The organism is Pseudomonas sp. Pseusp10, from assembly GCF_059492225.1.
Window position 1 is genome coordinate 3,936,247 of sequence record NZ_CP168528.1, and the last position, 17,741, is coordinate 3,953,987.

Sequence of the window (17,741 nt, forward strand, 5' to 3'; positions counted from 1 at the left end):
ACGGCAGACTCCATTGGTCACTGTCCACTTACCTGCAAGGAGTACTTCAATGGCCCGCAACACCGCCGAAGATCAAATCAAGGATCAAGCGTTCAGCGAGCTGCGATCGCTGATCGAAGAGTCGGAAAAGCTGCTGAAAAGCAGTGCCTCGCTGGTCGGGGAAGAAGCGGAGACCCTTCGCGGACAAATCGCCCAGAAACTCCAGCAGGCCAGGGATTCGGTGAGCAGCGTACGCGACCGCACCCAGCCCGCGGTCGAGGCCACTGAAACTTACATTGGCGGGCATCCATGGCAAACCGTGGCGATTTCCGCCGGGTTTGGCCTGGTGGTGGGGTTGTTGCTGGGCCGTCGCTAACTACTGGCAAACACTGAACCCTGTGGGAGCGAGCTTGCTCGCGATGGCGGCAGTCCAGTCGACATCTGCGTTGAACAGGCTGACGTCATCGCGAGCAAGCTCGCTCCCACAAGGATTCACACAAACCTTTCGTGATCACTCCCCCGCCAGATCCCGCAGGTTCGCCAGCGTCTTGGCATCCAGCTCAATGCCATTGGCCAGCGACCTTGCACGCTGATGATGACGCCGGTCACCCGGCAAACGCTTCAAGCCAACACCGTGCATTTGCCGCACCAGTTCCTGGCTGCGCTCGGCAAAGCTTTGCCCGGCCGCTTTGCTCGGATCGATCACGATGAGCAATTGGCCGGTCCAGGGGGTCTTGGCGCCGGGGTGGTTCTTCCAGTCGAACTCAAAGGAAAAGTTGCCGCCAGTCAGTGCCGCCGCCAGCAACTCGACCATCATCGACAACGCCGAGCCCTTGTGCCCGCCAAAAGGCAGCAACGCGCCGCCCTCAAGAATCGCTTTCGGGTCTGTGGTCGGCTGACCGAGACTGTCCACGCCCATCCCTGCCGGCAAGCGCTCACCCTCGCGTGCGGCGATTTGCACATCACCATGGGCAATGGCACTGGTGGCCAGGTCGAAGACAATCGGTGCGCCATCGGCCCGCGGTGCAGCAAAGGCAATCGGGTTGGTGCCGAACAGCGGCCGGTCGGCGCCGTGGGGCACCACGCAGGTCATGCTGTTGACCACGCTCAATGCCACAAGGCCCTCATCCGCGAAGGGTTCGACATCCGGCCACAAGGCCGCGAAATGGTGCGAGTTACGGATCGCCAGCACTGCAATGCCGGCACTTCGGGCTTTCTGTACCAGTAACTCGCGTGCCGCCGCCAGGGCCGGTTGCGCAAACCCGTTATTGGCATCGACCCGCACAAACCCTGAAGCCACATCTTCGACCACCGGAACGGCCTGGCCATTGACCCAGCCGCTTTGCAGCGTCGAAACATAACCCGGAATCCGGAATACCCCGTGACTGTGCGCGCCGTCGCGCTCGGCACCGGCGCAGTTTTGCGCCAGCACCCTGGCAACGTCGGCCGATGTGCCATGACGCAGAAAAATCTTCTCTAGCAAATCACTCAGTGCTTTGAGTGACAGGTGTGACGAGACCGCAGTAGACGCGTGATCGTGTGGCGCAGACATCTGAAGCTCCAGAATGATTATTGGAGGGAACAACAGCGTACAAAGACCCGCCGATTAACAACGCGCGGCGAGTGACCTGTCAACCTTTCGCTCAGGGTCGATGACGTATATCCGTGTCACGAATGCCCACTACCCGTGCGTTATCTATTTACCACCTGCATCAACGCACCGGCTTTTAGTCTCGATGCTCAACCCACAGGCGCCTTTGCTTGGCACCTTGAACGAGACTCGACGATGTCTACATCTGTAACTCCGCTGTTTTTCCCTGAGGCGCTGACGTTGCGCGGCCTCTGGAGAGAACTGGGCAAAACCCACGAGCTGACGCTAAAGGACTTCGAATGGCTCAGCCATATCGAACTGGCCAGCCAGGCACTGCGCGATCAGCAGACGCCGCCCATGCTCGCGAAAAGAATCCTGCTGAAAATCCCTGGCCTGGAACCTGTGGTTCTGGCCGGCAGTTTTTTGCTGACCGCGACGCCCGATGACAATGGCCTGATTCTCTACACCCCCTACACGGGAATAAAAAAGTTCGCTGACCGTACGGCCCTGACCCTACACCTTGTGACTCAACTCAAGGCGGCCAGCGAAGAAGACGATCTGCTGGCCTTCATGGCGTTGTCCCTGCGCAAGGCCGTGGTGGACGCTGCCGAAATCGGGCTGGACTTTCAAACCATCGACGGTGACGTGTTCGAGGACCAGCGCAACACCCTCTCCACCCAACAGCAGATCAACGACCAGGCCCTGCTCGACGAACTCAAAGCACTGCCGTCCCTGACATCACTGCTCGATACATGGTTGGGGGAACAGCTGGATTCGTCTTTCCCCGGCCTGGATCAGCGCCAGACCCGGGTGAATTTCCATCTGGCAAATCTGGCAACAACGCAAGAGAACGATGATGAAAGCCGTCCAGCGCGGCGCTGGGTCAGCTCTCTGTCCCTGAGTGACGCCGTACTCCTGCACTATCGCCACCAGCATTGGCCGTCCGGACAGTCCCATGAATTTTCCCATCCGAAAAAGTCCCCGGCAAACGCCGACCAGCCACGCTGGGAAGCCGCGGTCACGACGCTCTCACGCACACTGATCAACATGTTGGTCAGGCAGCTCGATGGTTTCTGGGCGGCGGCGAGTGCCGATGGTGCATCGCGTCGCGAATTCTTCGGCCGCGCCATCGCCGCTCAGGCACGGGGGCAACTGCTGCTCAAGCGCGAAGCCGGGATCATCACCCCGGAGCAAAGCCAGGATTTGCACGCGTTGATCTCGCCGACCAGCCGGACGAACCAGTCAATGGCAGTCGAAATCGTGCGCCTGTGGGAGTACCAGGCCAACTATGTCGAGTTGGCCGGCTCACTGATGGTCAGCGCCAGTGATGCGTTTCTCTACACGCCCACCGAAGGCCTGCAGGTGCTCAAGGACTATCAGGACTTGTGCGATACCCTGTTGAGCAAGTTCAGCGCGGCCGGTCACGAGGATGAGCTCTATGGCCTGCTGAGCCTGGACGAACGCCAACGCTTCATCGGTTTTGATCGGCCGAATGTGACCGGGGAAGTGATTTCCGGCGCGATCTTCAACAAGCTCTTCGACGCGATCATCACCAAGAAACTGCAGAACATCGAATATGCCCTGCAGGTGTTTCGTCACAGTGACGGCGCCGTGGACATCCACGCCCTGTTCGACAAGGCGCTGGATATCCGCTCGATGATCGGCGAACGCTTGCTGACGCTGGATGCCGACGGACGCTGGAGCACCCGGCCAGTACTGTCCGGTGATCAGCTTCCCTCCATGGTGCTAGCCGATACGGCGGTAGCTTTCGCCAAGACCTTCAGCGACATCGAAACACTGCTCAACGCAGACTTTGCAGCACAACCGCTCGCTTCGCTGGCCTTGCAGCGGGTTTATCTGGAAAACATGAAACCCCGCCTGGCCCATGCGCTTTCCGTCGGCATCCGCGGTGAAGCCAGTCTTCGCGGGCTCAGCGCGACACTGCGGGACGCGGACCGGGCCATTGTCGAAACGGTTTTCAACCCGGATCAGACCGGCCGGCACAATCGTCGGTCACTCAAGGGCTTCCGGCCCGACGCCTACTCATTGACCCTGGAGTGCTCCGGCCAGAGGGATGTCCTGCCCCTGGCCCATTGTCTGCTCTTGACCGAGCGTGGCGGGCTCGATCCCTCGCATTCCGGCCGGACGATCCTGTGGACACCCGCCGAGGGCCTGGAAGTGTTTGACACCATCACTCGTGCACGGCTGGAGCTGAACCGTCGCCTGCTCGACCCACGACATCGCCTGGCGCTGCTGGAAAACCTCACCCCGGCCCAGCGCGTCCTTCACCAACGCTACTCGCTGGGTCCGCTGCGGCTGATCGAAGGGCCTGTACTGGAGCAGGTCGCGCAATCATCCATCGAGCACTTTCTGGCTCGCTGCGAACACGTGCGCACCTTCGAACTGAACGACACGAAGCAGAAAAAAGCCCTGAAAGCCCTGACCACAACGGTCTTCAATACCAACCTGCGAAGGGCCATCTCGATTTCCCGGGCGATCAGCCGGCAGCAGACCCTGCCCGCCTGGCTTGGCATGGCACCGCTGGAAGACCAGCGACTGCACCTTGAACTGCTGGAGCAATACCGCAACAACGTTGATGAAGACAAAGACTACTTGCACGGGATCAAACCGCTTAAGTCGTATGTGCATGAAACGCTGACGTCGTTGCTCGAAAGGCGCTTCCCCGCAAAAGCGCTGGACCCCGACGACATCGAAATCACCCCCGACCTGACCCTGGCTGGCCCCGCCCGGAGCCTGACTGAATTCGCCCTGAGCCATGTCAACATTGCGCAAGGCACCGGGTTCAAGGTCAGCTCGGCAACCCCTCAAGCACTGCCCGCGGGGTTGGACCAGGCGGCGGTCCGTCAGCTGCTACTGTCACTGGGCATTGCGCAGAACTACGCCAGACAGGTCACGGACAGCTTGTCGAATCAAGCGGCGGGCGTCGAAAGCCGGATGTTGCGTTTCGTCAAGCAACTGCCCTGGCAACTGCTGCAACACGCCCACCAACTGAAGCTGCAGCAACGGCTGTCCGACGGAGCTTTCGATTTGCTTGGGCAAGTGCTGGACATGCCGGACGCCATCGCCCGGGCGGCCGTGCAGGGTGCGCACGCGATTGCCCGGCCTCTGGAACTGATCAAGACAACTGGTAGCACCGCCGTCAAGGCACTGGGCTTGTATCTGATTGGCCCAGGCAGTGGCAAGACAGGCCCGCAAATCCTCTATGCCCCTTACCACCCCGGCGGCTCACCGTTTGTCGAGTTCGACAATGAGGGGAGCGTTGTCGCGGCGCTCAACACGCCGGGGCCATTACAGGACATGTTGATTCGGCGCCTGCCGGACCGTGAGCAAACGGTGTTTCGCAACCTGTTCGATTCCACCGTCGGCCAGTCGAGCGAAATCACCCTCGCCTCCAACCCCATCGACGGCAACCTGCTCACCCGCTTTTTCCATGACAACACCCAACTGCTGGCGCAGTTGCTCGGCAGCCAGTCGCACGCTGCCGGTCAGTCGGACTGGGAGGCTGTCAAACACCTGTTCGGCTCGGGCATTGATCGCATTTCAGCCCTGCTGCCGGGCAAACTCGCGTATGGGCAATTTCTTTGGCAGACCTTCAAGGACGCCCGAAATTCGGCCGAAGCCCTGCAGGACCATCACTGGGGGGCAGCATTACGGAACTTTATTGCCGGTGCCGCGCAACTCGTGTCATTGGGCCGGTTATCGTTTGAAGGATGGACCGACACCGCCCAGGCAACCGGTGAAGCGGTTGTTCAACCGGTTGCCAACCCCGTGATTGCACAACCCTGGTCGCAGGTCCGGTCGACAGCCGCGCTGCGTACGCGGCTGCAACCGTTCGAAACCACGGTCGAACTGAAAGCTCTGACGAAAAGCCGCACTGACGGCACCTACCTCGAAGCGGCCAGCCAGAAGACCTTCGCCGCTATTGCCGGCAAGGTGTACGGCGTGAACAAGACCGGGGCGGTTTGGCGAATGATCAAGGGCGAAGAAGAAGGCCCCGTGTTACGGGCAGCATCTGACAAGCAACTGCTGATCGACCCGGATACCCACACCGTCCACTTCGGCAAAGCGCTCTCGAAAATGCACAATCAGTTTGCCAACGCCCAAATTGTCCGGGATGTGCTGAACATCGAGGCCCGGGGGATGGAAGAAATCCGCGCAAAACATCCCGAAAAAGCCCGGATGATCGTGCAGGCCATCGACATGGCTCGCTATTACGCGTTCAACAGCCTCCACAACATGGTGCAGCTACGCAAACTTCTCCCGGGTACACGGCTGGATACGTTCCTTAAAGGTTTTTTTGGCGTTGGGCAGATCGACCAAGGGCTGCTCGACAAAATCAAACAGGCCATCCTTCCCATCTGCAACGCGCTGGTCGATCCCGATGAAGACTGGTTGAACTCGCGACGCTTTATCGTGGGTTCAAACCGGAACCCGCAAGACAACCTCATCGCGTTTGTCCTGGACAAGGATCAACAGCGCAACGTGCACTTCACGGAACGATTCTTCGATCAGCAACTCGATTGGTACAAATCCTGTTTAACCCAGCCCTTCAACGTCGACGGCCACAGTCAGGCCGCCACGCTGATACACGAGTTCGCCCATTTGTTTTCCGAGGCCGTGGACATCGCCTCCCTGGAGGCCAGGCGCCCGTTCAGCGATCTGGTCGCGCCGATCACCGCCTATGGCGCCGCCATGAAACAGTCACAGCTGGACTTCCAGCGAGAAGCCTTGTCGATGGAAACGCCGCAGGAGGAACTGTTCGCACGCTGGAACAGTGGGCTGCAAACGTGGATCAGCCTGGATTCGATTCCGGGTTCTTATCACGTCGGCAAGGCCATCCTGAAACTAACGGGCAGCAAGACCATGGATAAGGCACGGGAAGCTTTTTTAAACGTGCAGGATCCAAAGTTCCGAACCGATGTCATTTTGCACAATGCCGACTCGATCGCGTTTCTGATCTGCGAAATGGGCCGGCAACTGGACCCGGTGCCCGTCACTTCGCCCCCTGAAACCTGATCCCGACGTAACACCGCGCAGATCCCCGGATCTGCGCGGTACAGCGGCGCGTATTTTGATGTTTTTTCACCCGTCCTGTAGATACTGCTACCCGACAACAAGTGCTCCAGAGGCGAGGCGTTGAAAAAGAACTGCACATTGATAGTTAAATGCCATGACTGATGTTCTCGCAGACTTCCCCCAAGGTTAGAATGCACGAAATCAGGATGAGCCAATGACCGACCACACGCTCTCGGAAGCCGAATACGACGCCGTCACCGATGCCGCTGCGCATTGGTGCATGCGTCTGCACGCCAATGACTGCACCGAGCAAGAGCGCCAGGCGTTCGAGCAATGGCGTGATGCGCATCCGCTCCACGCCTTCGAGTACGAGGCGATGCTGGAGATCTGGGATGTCGCCGACAACTTGCCCCGTCCCGAGCCGGTTGTGCCGCTGGTTCGCCCCCAACCCGAAAAAACGTGGCGCCGCCTGGGTATTGCAGCGGCGGTGTGTGCCCTGGCACTGCCCCTGGCCGGTTATGGCGGCTGGCACCTGGGCTGGGTACCGAACGCTTACCAGCATTTCGAAGCGACCGACAATGTTCGTACCGTCACTTTGAACGACGGCAGCCAGGTGGAACTGAACCTGGGCAGCGAGCTGACGTACAGCAACTTCAAGGATCAGCGGCAAGTCACGCTGAAAAAAGGCGAAGCTTTCTTCAGTGTCAGCCATGACACCCGTCACCCGTTTGTGCTCAAGGCCGCCGAAGGCCGGATTCGGGTGACCGGGACCCAATTCAATGTGTGGATGTACGAAGACCAGGTCAAGGTCAGCCTGATCGAGGGTTCGGTACTGGTCAGCAGCAACGACGACCTGTCCGGCGACGGCTTGCGCCTTGATCCGGCGATGCAGGCCAGTTATCGCCACGGTGACTTCATCCCCCGTATCAGCCAGACCTATGACAACGACAGTTCGCTGGCGTGGCGCCAGGGCAAACTGGTGCTCGACGATCTGGCACTCCACGATGCGCTGCCGCTGATCAATCGCTACCTGGACAAACCGTTGATGGTCGCTGACAACAGCACCGGCTCGATCCACATCGGCGGTATCTACAACATCAAGGAGATCAACGGCCTGGTGAAGTCCCTGCCGCGGGTCCTGCCGGTCTACCTGACCCGCAATCAGAATGGCAATCTGGTGGTCAACGCGATTCCGCAAAAATCCCCGAAAGGCTGAAAAGGCCGCCCCCCTTTTGGGATGCGACCTTCAGCGCCCATGCAAATCTCCACTTCTTTACTGCGCGGGCACCTTTGCATCCTGCTGACTGATCGTCTGTACCTGATAGTTCGGGTCATTTAGGGTTTTACTGCACGACTGCACGAGGACTCACGGGTTGATCACACGATGGCGACAAATTTTCTACATTTGAGTCTTCATGATTTGGAGTGCTCATACGTCTAGTCACGTAAGAGCGCCCACTTTTCCTGATCAGGCTCTGAAAAGGAGTTTTGCAATGTACAACTCGCAACTGCCAACGGACGGTAGCGCTGCGCCAAAGGGTACTTCCATGGGAGTCGACGTATTCGAGACGCGTACCGATCGCCACGGCAACGAGCGCATCAGAATCCTGCTCAAAAGTTTTGGCCTGCGAACCAGCCTGATCCGCCTGAAAGTCATCGATGCCCTGCTGACCGCCGCCGAAAGCGACCGCAGTCTGGGTGTGCGTGGCGTACACAGCCAATTGCTGGACCTGGATGTTCCTCTGTCCTTTCTCAGCGTGCGTGAAGTGCTAAAGCGCTTGTGCAGCGAAGGCGTGATTGTCCTCAACCCCGACAAAAGCTACAGCCTGCATCCACAGGCTGTTGCCATCCTGCGCAACCAATGATCGAATGATCAGGGCTTGACCTTGCGGCGCATCACACCATTGACGACCACCACGATCACCGCCACGCCGATGGCGATGTACTGGAACATTTTTTCGCTGATGACGCCGGTGTTCTGCAACCAGGAAAGGCCAAACATGATCCCCAGCACCACCAGGGAGATCAGAATCGAGTATTTCAAACGTTGCGACTGAGTCATTGCGGGTTCCTGAATCTGAAAATGTATCCGGTTTGTATCGATATGCATGCCAGGCACTTTCCCTGTTTCGGGAATAAGCCGCTACAAGCGGGTCTCATGTTACAGCCGATGAAGAGTTTTAGCTTCATTGCGGCGACAACCATGGCGGACCGGGTTACTACCAACATCGTTGATAGCTGCTCAACGTCCTGAGTCCTTTCTGTAAAAGTCATTGCCGGGCCGGGCACACAGCTCCACCAGCCAATCGACAAATACACGCACCCGCCGGGACAACTGGCGGTGCGGCGGATAAAGCGCCGTCATCGGCATGCCCGGTGGCGGCACCTCCCTCAGCACTTCACACAAACGCCCTTCCTCCAGTTGCCGGGCGACGTGATAGTACGGCGTCTGCACCAGACCATATCCCGCCTCGCACGCCGCCAGATAGCCATCGGCACTGTTGACCGCCACCCGCTTGGGCAGGTCGACCGGGCGCACCTGGCCATCCACGACAAACTCCAGCCCATAGCGTTTTGCGCTGCTGCTGGAGAAATACTCGACGACCTGATGCCCGTGCAGGTCATCCAGGGTCGTTGGCGTTCCATGTCGCTGCAGATAGTCGGGGCTGGCACAGGTCACCTGATCCATCATCACCAGCGGCCGCGCCACCAGCGAATCGTCCAGCGCAGCGCCACCGCGCAACACACAATCGACACCTTCGCGAATCAGGTCCACCGGCCGGTCATTCAAGCCGATTTCCAGCTCGATCAACGGATAGCGGGCGGTGAATTGCGGTAACGCCGGAATCACCACCAGGCGCCCTACTCCCGCCGGCATGTCCACGCGCAGCAGCCCCTTGGGATTGTGGCGTGCAGCACTGAACACCGCTTCGGTCTCCTCCAGATCCGCCAGCAAGCGCACGCAACGCGGGTAATAGGCCGCACCGTCGAGCGTCAGGCTGATCTGCCGCGTGGTGCGTTGCAGCAGTTGCACCCCCAGATGCGCCTCCAGTTGCTTGATCAGAATGGTTACCGAAGCCCGGGGCAATTGCAGGCTGTCGGCAGCCCTGGCAAAGCCACCGAGCTCGACGATTCGGGTAAAGACGCGCATGGCGTTGAAACGGTCCATTACTGGCTCCACCGACTGATTGTTTAGAATTAACGAATAGTGATAGCTGTTTTAGCCGGTTTATCTTGTTTCTGTCGAGGTGAACAATGGCGATTCACTTCACAAGGAGCTGATTTCATGCACACACGTCAATTGGGAAAGAACGGTCCACAGGTGTCGGCCATCGGCCTGGGCTGCATGGGCATGACCGACTTCTACACCACCGGCACCGACACCCGCGAAGCCACGGCCACCCTGCATCGCGCCCTTGAGCTGGGCGTCACCCTGCTCGATACCGCCGATATGTACGGCCCGCACTCCAATGAAGAGCTGATCGGCAAGGCCATTGCCGGCAAGCGCGATCAGGTGTTCCTGGCCAGCAAGTTCGGAATCGTTCGCGACCCGGCCAACCCCACCGCCCGAGGCGTCAACGGTCGACCGGAATACATTCGCCAGTCCATCGACGGCAGCCTGAAGCGCCTGGGGGTGGACACCCTCGACCTGTACTACCAACACCGAATCGACCCGCAGGTGGCCATCGAGGAAACCGTAGGCGCCATGGCCGAACTGGTCAGTGCCGGCAAGGTGCGTTATCTGGGATTGAGCGAAGCCTCGGCGGCGACCCTGGAACGAGCGCACAAGGTTCATCCGATCAGTGCGCTGCAAAGCGAATATTCGTTGTGGAGCCGTGATCAGGAAGAAAACGGTTGCCTGGCAGCCTGCCAGCGCCTGGGCGTCGCCTTTGTTCCTTATAGCCCGTTGGGCCGAGGGTTTCTGACCGGCGCATTGAAAAGTCCGGATGATTTCGCGGCAGACGATTACCGCCGTTTCAGCCCGCGCTTTCAGGGCGAAAACTTCGCGAAAAACCTGCTGCTGGTGCAACAGGTACAAGCGCTGGCGGCAGAGAAAGGCGTGACGGCGGGCCAACTGGCGCTGGCGTGGGTGCTGGCCCAGGGTGATTACCTGATACCGATTCCGGGCACCAAGCAACGCAAGTACCTGGAAGAAAACGTGGCCGCACTGCAGGTGACGTTGAGCGCCGAAGAGCTGCACGCGCTGGAGGCGGTCTTTGGGGCGAATGCCACCGCTGGCCTGCGTTATCCGGAAGAGGTCATGAAGCTGCTCGACCGATAAGCGTCACCCTTGAGCGTCGCCAGCGGCGCTCAAGGTCCGACCTGACAACTTTGTAATGCATCCCTCATCTACCTGTCAGCGTTGATCTACGATGATCAAGCTGCCGAGCTTTGTAGTACTTCGAAACACTCCATGAATACCTGACCCGGAAAAATGGTCAGAATGCGTTTTTTTTGCCCGTTAGCCGAGACGAATCCCATGCGAAACCCTCTGCGCCTGATCGCCCTGAGCGCCCTGTTCATTTCCTCCCTGGCCCAGGCTGCCGACCTCGTTCCGATCGAGGTTCATCGCGACGCCAATTGTGGTTGCTGCAAAAAATGGATCAGCCATCTTGAAGCCAATGGTTTCAAGGTCGAAGACCACGTCGAAGCCGACATGAGTGAGTTCAAGCAACGGCACGGCGTGCCGCCGCGTCTGGCTTCGTGCCACACCGCGCTGATCAACGGCAAATTCGTTGAGGGTCATGTCCCGGCCGACCAGGTCCTGGCCTTGAGCAAGCGTAATGATCTGCTGGGCGTCGCTGCGCCCGGCATGCCCATGGGTTCGCCCGGCATGGAGATGGACGGCATGAGCGATGCCTATCAGGTCATCGGTCTGAAAAAGGACGGCACTGACGTGGTGGTTGCGGACTACCCCGCCCATTGATGTCCGGCGCGTACTTCGGGCTGTTCTTCGCGGCATTCGGTGCCGCCACGCTGCTGCCGCTGCAATCCGAAGCCGTGCTGGTCGGACTGCTGCTCAGTGATCAGTATGGGCTCTGGGCTCTGTTGGCGGTGGCAACGTTCGGCAACGTTCTGGGGGCGCTGCTTAACTGGTGGCTGGGGCGTGGGATCGAGCGGTTCCGCGACCGACGCTGGTTTCCGGTGAGCCCCCGGCACCTGGAAAAAGCCCGGCTGCACTACCAACGCTACGGCCATTGGTCATTGCTGCTCAGTTGGCTGCCGGTGATCGGTGATCCGCTGACACTGGTCGCCGGGGTCATGCGCGAGCCATTGGGGCGCTTCCTGCTGATCGTCACCCTGGCCAAAGGCGCGCGCTATGGCGTACTGGCCGTGGCGACGCTGGGCTGGGCGGGTTGAACCACCGAAGGCGGCGATTGCCTAATGCCAGTCAGTTAAGCAATTTCAGCCGCGACACCCTTTGTAGCAGCTGCCGAGCCCGCGAGGCTGCGTTCGGCTGCATAGCAGTCGTGAGTCCAGCTGACGCGGTCTGCCTGACGTACCGCAATGACTGATTTTACGACTGCTTCGCAGCCGGACGCAGCCTCGCGGGCTCGGCAGCTGCTACATCGCATTACCACTTAACTGGCTGGCATTAGCGGCGATTGCCCGTGTTTAATGTCGCCCTAATCGACTCGATCCAGCATCGGCGGACTTTCTATGGAGTTCTCCCATGTCACGCACTTTCCCCCGCTGGTTACCCGGCCTGTTGTTGACCGCCGCCCTGCCCGTCATCGCCCACGCCGAAGGACCGGCGTACGGCCCTGAACTGCAAGGATTCGACTATCCATACACACTCAAGCACTTCGCCTTCGAATCCCAGGGCCAAGCCCTGCAAATGGGTTACATGGACGTCGCCGCCCATGGCAAGGCCAACGGTCGCAGCGTGGTGCTGATGCATGGCAAGAACTTCTGCGGCGCCACCTGGGACGGCTCGATCAAAGCCCTCAGCGACGCCGGTTACCGGGTCATCGCCCCGGACCAGATCGGTTTCTGCACTTCAAGCAAACCGGCGCACTATCAGTACACATTCCAGCAACTGGCGACGAACACCCAACAATTGCTCAAGGCATTGGGCATTCAGAAAGCCACCCTGCTGGGGCACTCCACCGGCGGCATGCTCGCCACCCGCTATGCCTTGCAATACCCCGAACAGGTCGAGCAACTGGCACTGGTCAACCCCATCGGCCTGGAAGACTGGAAAGCTCTCGGCGTGCCCTATCGCACGGTTGATCAATGGTATGAACGCGAACTCAAACTCAGCGCCGACGGTATCCGCAACTACGAACGCACCACCTATTACGGCGGCCGCTGGAAACCCGAATTCGATCGCTGGGTCGACATGCTCGCCGGCCTGAACAAGGGCCCGGGGCATACGCAAGTCGCATGGAACTCGGCGCTGATCTACGACATGATCTTCACTCAACCGGTGTACTACGAATTCAAAGACCTGAAAGTACCGACCCTGCTGTTGATCGGTACGTCCGACACCACCGCCATCGGCAGTGACATCGCCTCCCCCGAGGTCAAGGCGAAGATCGGTCACTACGACGTCCTCGGCAAACAAGTGGCCAGGCTGATTCCCCAGTCCACGCTGGTCGAATTCCCTGGCATGGGCCACGCGCCACAGATGGAAGAACCGGAAGAATTCCACCAGGCTTTGCTTGCCTGGCTGAACAAGACCCACCCCGTGCGTTGAAGAGGAAAGGCTAATGCCTGTGCAGATTGCAGTGATCGATGACTGGCAGGATGTGGCGCGGGATGTAGTGGACTGGTCGGCGCTGGACAGCCTCGGCCAGGTGAGTTTTCTCCATGACTACCCCGCCGACAACCCGTCCCTGGCCGCGCGCCTGGCCGGGTTTGAGGTGATCTGCGTGATGCGCGAGCGCACCCGTTTCGACGAAGACCTGCTGCGCCGCCTGCCAAAACTCAAACTGTTGGTGACCGGCGGCATGCGCAACGCGGCCCTGGACCTGAAAGCCGCCACTGCGCTGGGTATTCAGGTTTGCGGCACCGACAGCTACAAACACGCCGCGCCGGAGCTGACCTGGGCGCTGATCATGGCCGCGACCCGTAACCTGGTGGTCGAAGCCAATGCCTTGCGTGCCGGCCAGTGGCAACAAGGCCTGGGCGGCGACTTGCATGGCAAGACGCTGGCCATCCTGGGTCTGGGCAGCATCGGCCAGAGAGTCGCGCAGTTCGGTCAGGTGTTCGGCATGCGCGTCATCGCCTGGAGTGAAAACCTCACGGCCGAACGTGCGGCGCAGGTCGGTGTGACCTATGTCAGCAAGCAGCAACTGTTCGAACAGGCCGACGTGCTGTCGGTGCACCTGGTGCTCAGCGAGCGCAGTCGGGGCCTGGTGGACGCACAGGCCCTTGGCTGGATGAAGCCCACGGCTTTACTGGTGAACACCGCGCGCGGACCGATCGTCGATGAAACGGCGCTGATCAAGGCGCTGCAGAAACAACGGCTGGCCGGTGCCGCCCTGGACGTCTTCGAACATGAGCCGCTGCCCGCCCACCATCCGTTCCGGACCCTGGACAATGTGCTGGCAACCCCCCATGTCGGGTACGTGAGCCAACAGAACTACCAGCTGTTTTTCTCGCAAATGATCGAGGACATACAGGCTTGGGCGGCAGGGGCTCCAATTCGTCTGCTGGCTTGAACGAAAATCCCACAACGAATAATTGTTCATGCTGCGGTGTTCTCATCACATCAACCTTGCACTGCGCCTGGCCGGGCGCGACCTGATCCGAACCCCATGAACCAATGGAGCAAAGCCCATGAATATTCGTTTTGCCGTTCTGATGACCCCGCTGTTGCTGACCGTCGCGTTATCCGGGTCCCTCGCCCTGGCCAACGGTGGTGGCGGCGGTGATGACATGCCCACCAGGCCCAGCTGCCCGAAAGGTCAGGTACTGGATACCAGATCGCATCGCTGCGTCAGGCAGACCAGCAACCTGGTGCCGGACGAAGACCGCACCAACTATGCCTATCAACTGGCCAAGGTCGGGCGTTATGAGGAAGCCCTGGCCCTGCTCGACACGCTGAAACAGCCAAATACGGCAAAAGCGCTGAACTATCGCGGCTACGCAACGCGTAAACTGGGGCGCACCGACGAAGGCATCGGCTATTACCTGCAATCGGTGAAACTCGACCCGCAGTACGCGCAAGTCCGCGAATACCTCGGCGAGGCCTATGTGGTCAAAGGCCGGCTGGATCTCGCGCAGGAGCAACTGCAGCAGATCAAATCCATCTGCGGCAACACCCAGTGCGAGGAGTACCAGGACTTGGCCGAAGCCATCAACGGTTCATCAAAAACCTGACAACCCGAGCGGACGGAGGTCGCCATCGCCAGCGATCAGGCAATACGAACAGAACTGAACCAGCATCTGGCGCGTTTATGGCGCTACGGCCTGTTGCTGTCCCGGCAACGGCATGTCGCCGATGACCTGGTGCAGGCCACCTGCGTGCGGGCGCTGGAACGGGCCGGGCAATACGTGCCGGGGACGCGCATGGACCGCTGGCTGCTGAGCATTCTGCATTCGATCTGGCTCAACGAAGTCCGCGCCCGGCGGGTGCGTCAGGGTCAGGGCTGCGTGGACGCCGATGAGGCCTTGTCGTTCGATGGTGAATCCGTGGCGCAGACGCACGTATTGGCAGCGCAGGTCATCCGCCGCGTCGATGCGTTGCCCGAGACCCAGCGCGAAACGGTGTTTCTCGCCTACGTCGAAGGCTTGTCCTACCGCGAAGTCGCCGAAGTGCTGCAAGTGCCCATCGGCACGGTCATGAGTCGCCTGGCCGCCGCACGAGCGAAACTGGCCGAATATCCGCCGCTGCACGCGGTGCCCAACCCCTACCGAGGAGAACATTGATGAACGCGAGACCCTCGGACGAACAACTGGTGGCTTACCTCGACAATCAACTCGATACCGAGCAGCGCTCGCGCATCGACGCGGCCATCATTGCCGATCCGATGCTCGGCCTGCGCCTGCAATGGCTGAATCGCAGCAGCCTGCCGTTCAAGGACGCCTACGATGAACTGGCCCGACAGGCACCGGTGGACCGCCTGCAAGCCATGCTCGCCACGCTGCCCTCACCCGCCCGCCCCGGCCTTAGCCGACGCTGGTTCCTTGCCGCAGCGGCCGGGTTGTTGGCTGGCGGCGTGCTGGCGGACCGTTTATTCCTCGGCTGGCAAGCGAGTCGGCAGACACGCAACTGGCGCGGCCTGGTGGCCGATTATATGGCACTCTACGTGCCGGAAACCCTGGATCATTTACCCAGTGATGAAGCCGCGCAACGGGCACAACTGCGGACCATCGATGCGCGCCTGGGCCTGAACCTCGCTCCGGCAAAACTGAGCCTGCCCCGTGCCGAGTTCAAGCGTGCGCAAATCCTCGAGTACGACGGCGCACCCATCGCCCAGATCACCTACCTCGACCCGGCCCACGGTCCCATGGCGCTGTGCGTCACCCGCTCCAACAGCGGCAGCCGTCATTTCGCCCGGGAACAGCGGCGCGAGCTGAATATCGTGTACTGGGCCGATATGGAACACGCCTGGATGCTGATCGGGCATCAGCCGATGGCGGATCTGGAGGAGATGGCCAGGCTGTTGCGCACACGCTTGAGTGTCTGATGCTGTGTAGCAGCTGCCGAGCCTGCGAGGCTGCGTTCGAGGACGCAGTCCTCGCAGCCCCTGAGAGTGCGGTTTACCTGAGTCTACGACTGCTTCGCAGTCGAACGCTGCCTTGCAGGCTCGACAGCTGCTACGGATTTGATTTGCCAGACACGGGGTCATCGAAGCGCTGAAGTACGTGGGAGCTAACCGCAGATTCAAACCAACGTCGGCAACCACAAGCGAAACCGCGCCCCGCCCAGCGGTGAGGCTTGCACCGTCAGCGTGCCGCCCTGGGCCTCCAGTGCGCGGCGGCTGATTGCCAGTCCCAGACCGAAGCCGCCCGTGGCGCGGTCGCGACTGCGGTCGAGGCGGTAGAACGGTTCGAAGATCCGCTCGCGCTCGTCATCCGGAATGCCGATGCCGTCATCGTCGACCCGGATTTCACAGCCGCCGGCATAGACCTGCACACCGATCTGAATACGCTTTTCACAGTAGCGCATGGCGTTGCGCAGCAGGTTTTGCAGGGCGCGGGCAGTCAGGCGCGGGTCCAGGCTGAAGCGTTCGAACTGGCCGTGGAGCAATACGTCGATGACGATGTCCGGGGATTGTTCGTCATCGATGCTGCCCAGAATGCTGTCGATGAATTCGTCAAGCGACACCTCGACTTGCTCCGGAACCCGCGCCGGGTTTTGCAGGCGGCTGTAGGACAGCAGTTCCAGCACCAGTTCATCGAGCTCACGGATGTGATCGACCAGCCCTTGCAGGCGTTCGCGGCTGGTGGCAGGCAAGTCGTCGGACAGGGCCAGCGCCAGGCCAAAATCCAGCCGTGTCAGCGGTGTGCGCAGTTCATGGGAAACTGCGTTGAGCAGATCGCGCTGCTGGTTCAACAGGTTCTCGATGTCGCCGGCCATGGTGTCGAAGACGTTGGCCAGACTGCCGATGTTGGAACTCGGGGCAATCTGCGTGCGCTCGCTCAAGTGGCCCTTGCCGAAGCGTTCCGCCGCGCTTTTCAGGCGTTCCAGGTCGCGCCAGTGCGGGCGCAACCACAGCAACAGGCACGCGAGCATGGTCGCGCCGATCAGCACGTTGATGCTCCAGTACAACAGGCTGACGTCCATCGGGTCCGGCGGCACGACCATTTGCACCACGCTGCGCTCGTTCAGTGGTGCCACTGCCAAAGTGCGCCAGCCCCAGTCGCCGATCCGCACCACGTTCTCGCCGCGCTGCAATCGCTGCTGCTCATCAAGGGAAAATTCCGCATCGTCGTTGCCGCTAAGGACGATGTGCAGCGGATGAAACTCCTTGTCCATGTCTGCGGCCAAGGCCGGCCATTGTTCGGTTGGCACGGCCTTGAACTGTTTGACGATCAGGGTTTGCAGGCCTCGGGAGTAATCGAGGTTGTAGGTCATGAAGCGCTCATGAAAGACCTTGATCACCAAATCCGGCACCAGATAAATCGCCGCGCTGAACGAGACGATGGTCACCAGGTACAAACGAAAGAGGATTCTGAACAT

General features: G+C 60.2%; 16 protein-coding genes. 12 read left to right on the top strand and 4 right to left on the bottom strand.

Features of this window, described 5'->3' with window-relative positions:
* Positions 1-49: 49 nt before the first annotated feature.
* A complete protein-coding gene (locus ACEN8Z_RS17685) occupies positions 50-355 on the top strand; it encodes an ElaB/YgaM/YqjD family protein (RefSeq protein ID WP_495595075.1) in 306 nt (101 codons plus the stop codon).
* A gap of 135 nt (positions 356-490) precedes the next feature.
* Here ACEN8Z_RS17685 and ACEN8Z_RS17690 read toward each other — a convergent pair whose 3' ends face one another.
* Positions 491-1,531 (bottom strand): Ldh family oxidoreductase, encoded by a 1,041-nt coding sequence (locus ACEN8Z_RS17690; protein ID WP_495595076.1) that lies wholly within the window; start codon positions 1,529-1,531, stop codon positions 491-493.
* A gap of 234 nt (positions 1,532-1,765) precedes the next feature.
* On the opposite strand from ACEN8Z_RS17690, the gene ACEN8Z_RS17695 reads away from it, so the two are divergent.
* The 3 genes from ACEN8Z_RS17695 to ACEN8Z_RS17705 all read left to right on the top strand — a co-directional run bounded on the left by ACEN8Z_RS17695 (position 1,766) and on the right by ACEN8Z_RS17705 (position 8,472).
* Entirely contained in the window at positions 1,766-6,607 is a 4,842-nt protein-coding gene (locus ACEN8Z_RS17695) for a hypothetical protein (RefSeq protein WP_495595077.1), read from the top strand.
* Positions 6,608-6,821: 214 nt separating this feature from the next.
* The gene (locus ACEN8Z_RS17700; protein WP_495595078.1) at positions 6,822-7,823 is read left to right on the top strand and encodes a FecR family protein; all 1,002 of its coding nucleotides are present in this window, start codon (positions 6,822-6,824) and stop codon (positions 7,821-7,823) included.
* 277 nt (positions 7,824-8,100) lie between these two features.
* Complete coding sequence (locus ACEN8Z_RS17705) at positions 8,101-8,472, top strand: fe2+ zn2+ uptake regulation protein (protein ID WP_495595079.1); 372 nt, start codon at positions 8,101-8,103, stop codon at positions 8,470-8,472.
* Positions 8,473-8,480: 8 nt separating this feature from the next.
* Here the strand turns inward: ACEN8Z_RS17705 and ACEN8Z_RS17710 are convergent, their stop codons facing one another.
* Positions 8,481-8,669, bottom strand: coding sequence for a hypothetical protein (locus tag ACEN8Z_RS17710; RefSeq protein ID WP_007983579.1), 189 nt, complete (start codon positions 8,667-8,669; stop codon positions 8,481-8,483).
* Between the two features lie 180 nt (positions 8,670-8,849).
* On the bottom strand, positions 8,850-9,776 hold the full coding sequence (locus ACEN8Z_RS17715) for a LysR family transcriptional regulator (protein WP_495595080.1): 927 nt from the start codon (positions 9,774-9,776) through the stop codon (positions 8,850-8,852).
* A gap of 117 nt (positions 9,777-9,893) precedes the next feature.
* Between ACEN8Z_RS17715 and ACEN8Z_RS17720 the strand changes: the two genes are divergently transcribed.
* The 8 genes from ACEN8Z_RS17720 to ACEN8Z_RS17755 all read left to right on the top strand — a co-directional run bounded on the left by ACEN8Z_RS17720 (position 9,894) and on the right by ACEN8Z_RS17755 (position 16,245).
* Positions 9,894-10,889 carry an aldo/keto reductase gene (locus ACEN8Z_RS17720; RefSeq protein WP_495595081.1) on the top strand — a complete coding sequence of 332 codons (996 nt, stop codon included), beginning with the start codon at positions 9,894-9,896 and terminating at the stop codon, positions 10,887-10,889.
* Between the two features lie 198 nt (positions 10,890-11,087).
* Entirely contained in the window at positions 11,088-11,534 is a 447-nt protein-coding gene (locus tag ACEN8Z_RS17725; RefSeq protein ID WP_007994766.1) for a DUF411 domain-containing protein, read from the top strand.
* Positions 11,534-11,968, top strand: a complete 435-nt coding sequence (locus tag ACEN8Z_RS17730) for a YqaA family protein (protein ID WP_495595082.1) — start codon at positions 11,534-11,536, stop codon at positions 11,966-11,968. The genes ACEN8Z_RS17725 and ACEN8Z_RS17730 overlap by 1 nt, the downstream gene beginning before the upstream one ends.
* Positions 11,969-12,281: 313 nt before the next feature.
* A complete protein-coding gene (locus ACEN8Z_RS17735) occupies positions 12,282-13,307 on the top strand; it encodes an alpha/beta fold hydrolase (RefSeq protein ID WP_495595083.1) in 1,026 nt (341 codons plus the stop codon).
* Positions 13,308-13,320: 13 nt separating this feature from the next.
* Entirely contained in the window at positions 13,321-14,274 is a 954-nt protein-coding gene (locus tag ACEN8Z_RS17740) for a D-2-hydroxyacid dehydrogenase family protein (protein ID WP_495595084.1), read from the top strand.
* 118 nt (positions 14,275-14,392) lie between these two features.
* The gene (locus ACEN8Z_RS17745; protein ID WP_108228240.1) at positions 14,393-14,935 is read left to right on the top strand and encodes a tetratricopeptide repeat protein; all 543 of its coding nucleotides are present in this window, start codon (positions 14,393-14,395) and stop codon (positions 14,933-14,935) included.
* 66 nt (positions 14,936-15,001) lie between these two features.
* Positions 15,002-15,484 (top strand): RNA polymerase sigma factor, encoded by a 483-nt coding sequence (locus ACEN8Z_RS17750; protein WP_495598147.1) that lies wholly within the window; start codon positions 15,002-15,004, stop codon positions 15,482-15,484.
* Positions 15,484-16,245 (top strand): anti-sigma factor, encoded by a 762-nt coding sequence (locus ACEN8Z_RS17755; RefSeq protein ID WP_495595085.1) that lies wholly within the window; start codon positions 15,484-15,486, stop codon positions 16,243-16,245. Before ACEN8Z_RS17750 ends, ACEN8Z_RS17755 begins: the two co-directional genes overlap by 1 nt.
* A 197-nt stretch (positions 16,246-16,442) precedes the next feature.
* Here ACEN8Z_RS17755 and ACEN8Z_RS17760 read toward each other — a convergent pair whose 3' ends face one another.
* Positions 16,443-17,741: an ATP-binding protein gene (locus ACEN8Z_RS17760; protein WP_495595086.1), complete on the bottom strand. Its 1,299-nt coding sequence runs from the start codon at positions 17,739-17,741 to the stop codon at positions 16,443-16,445.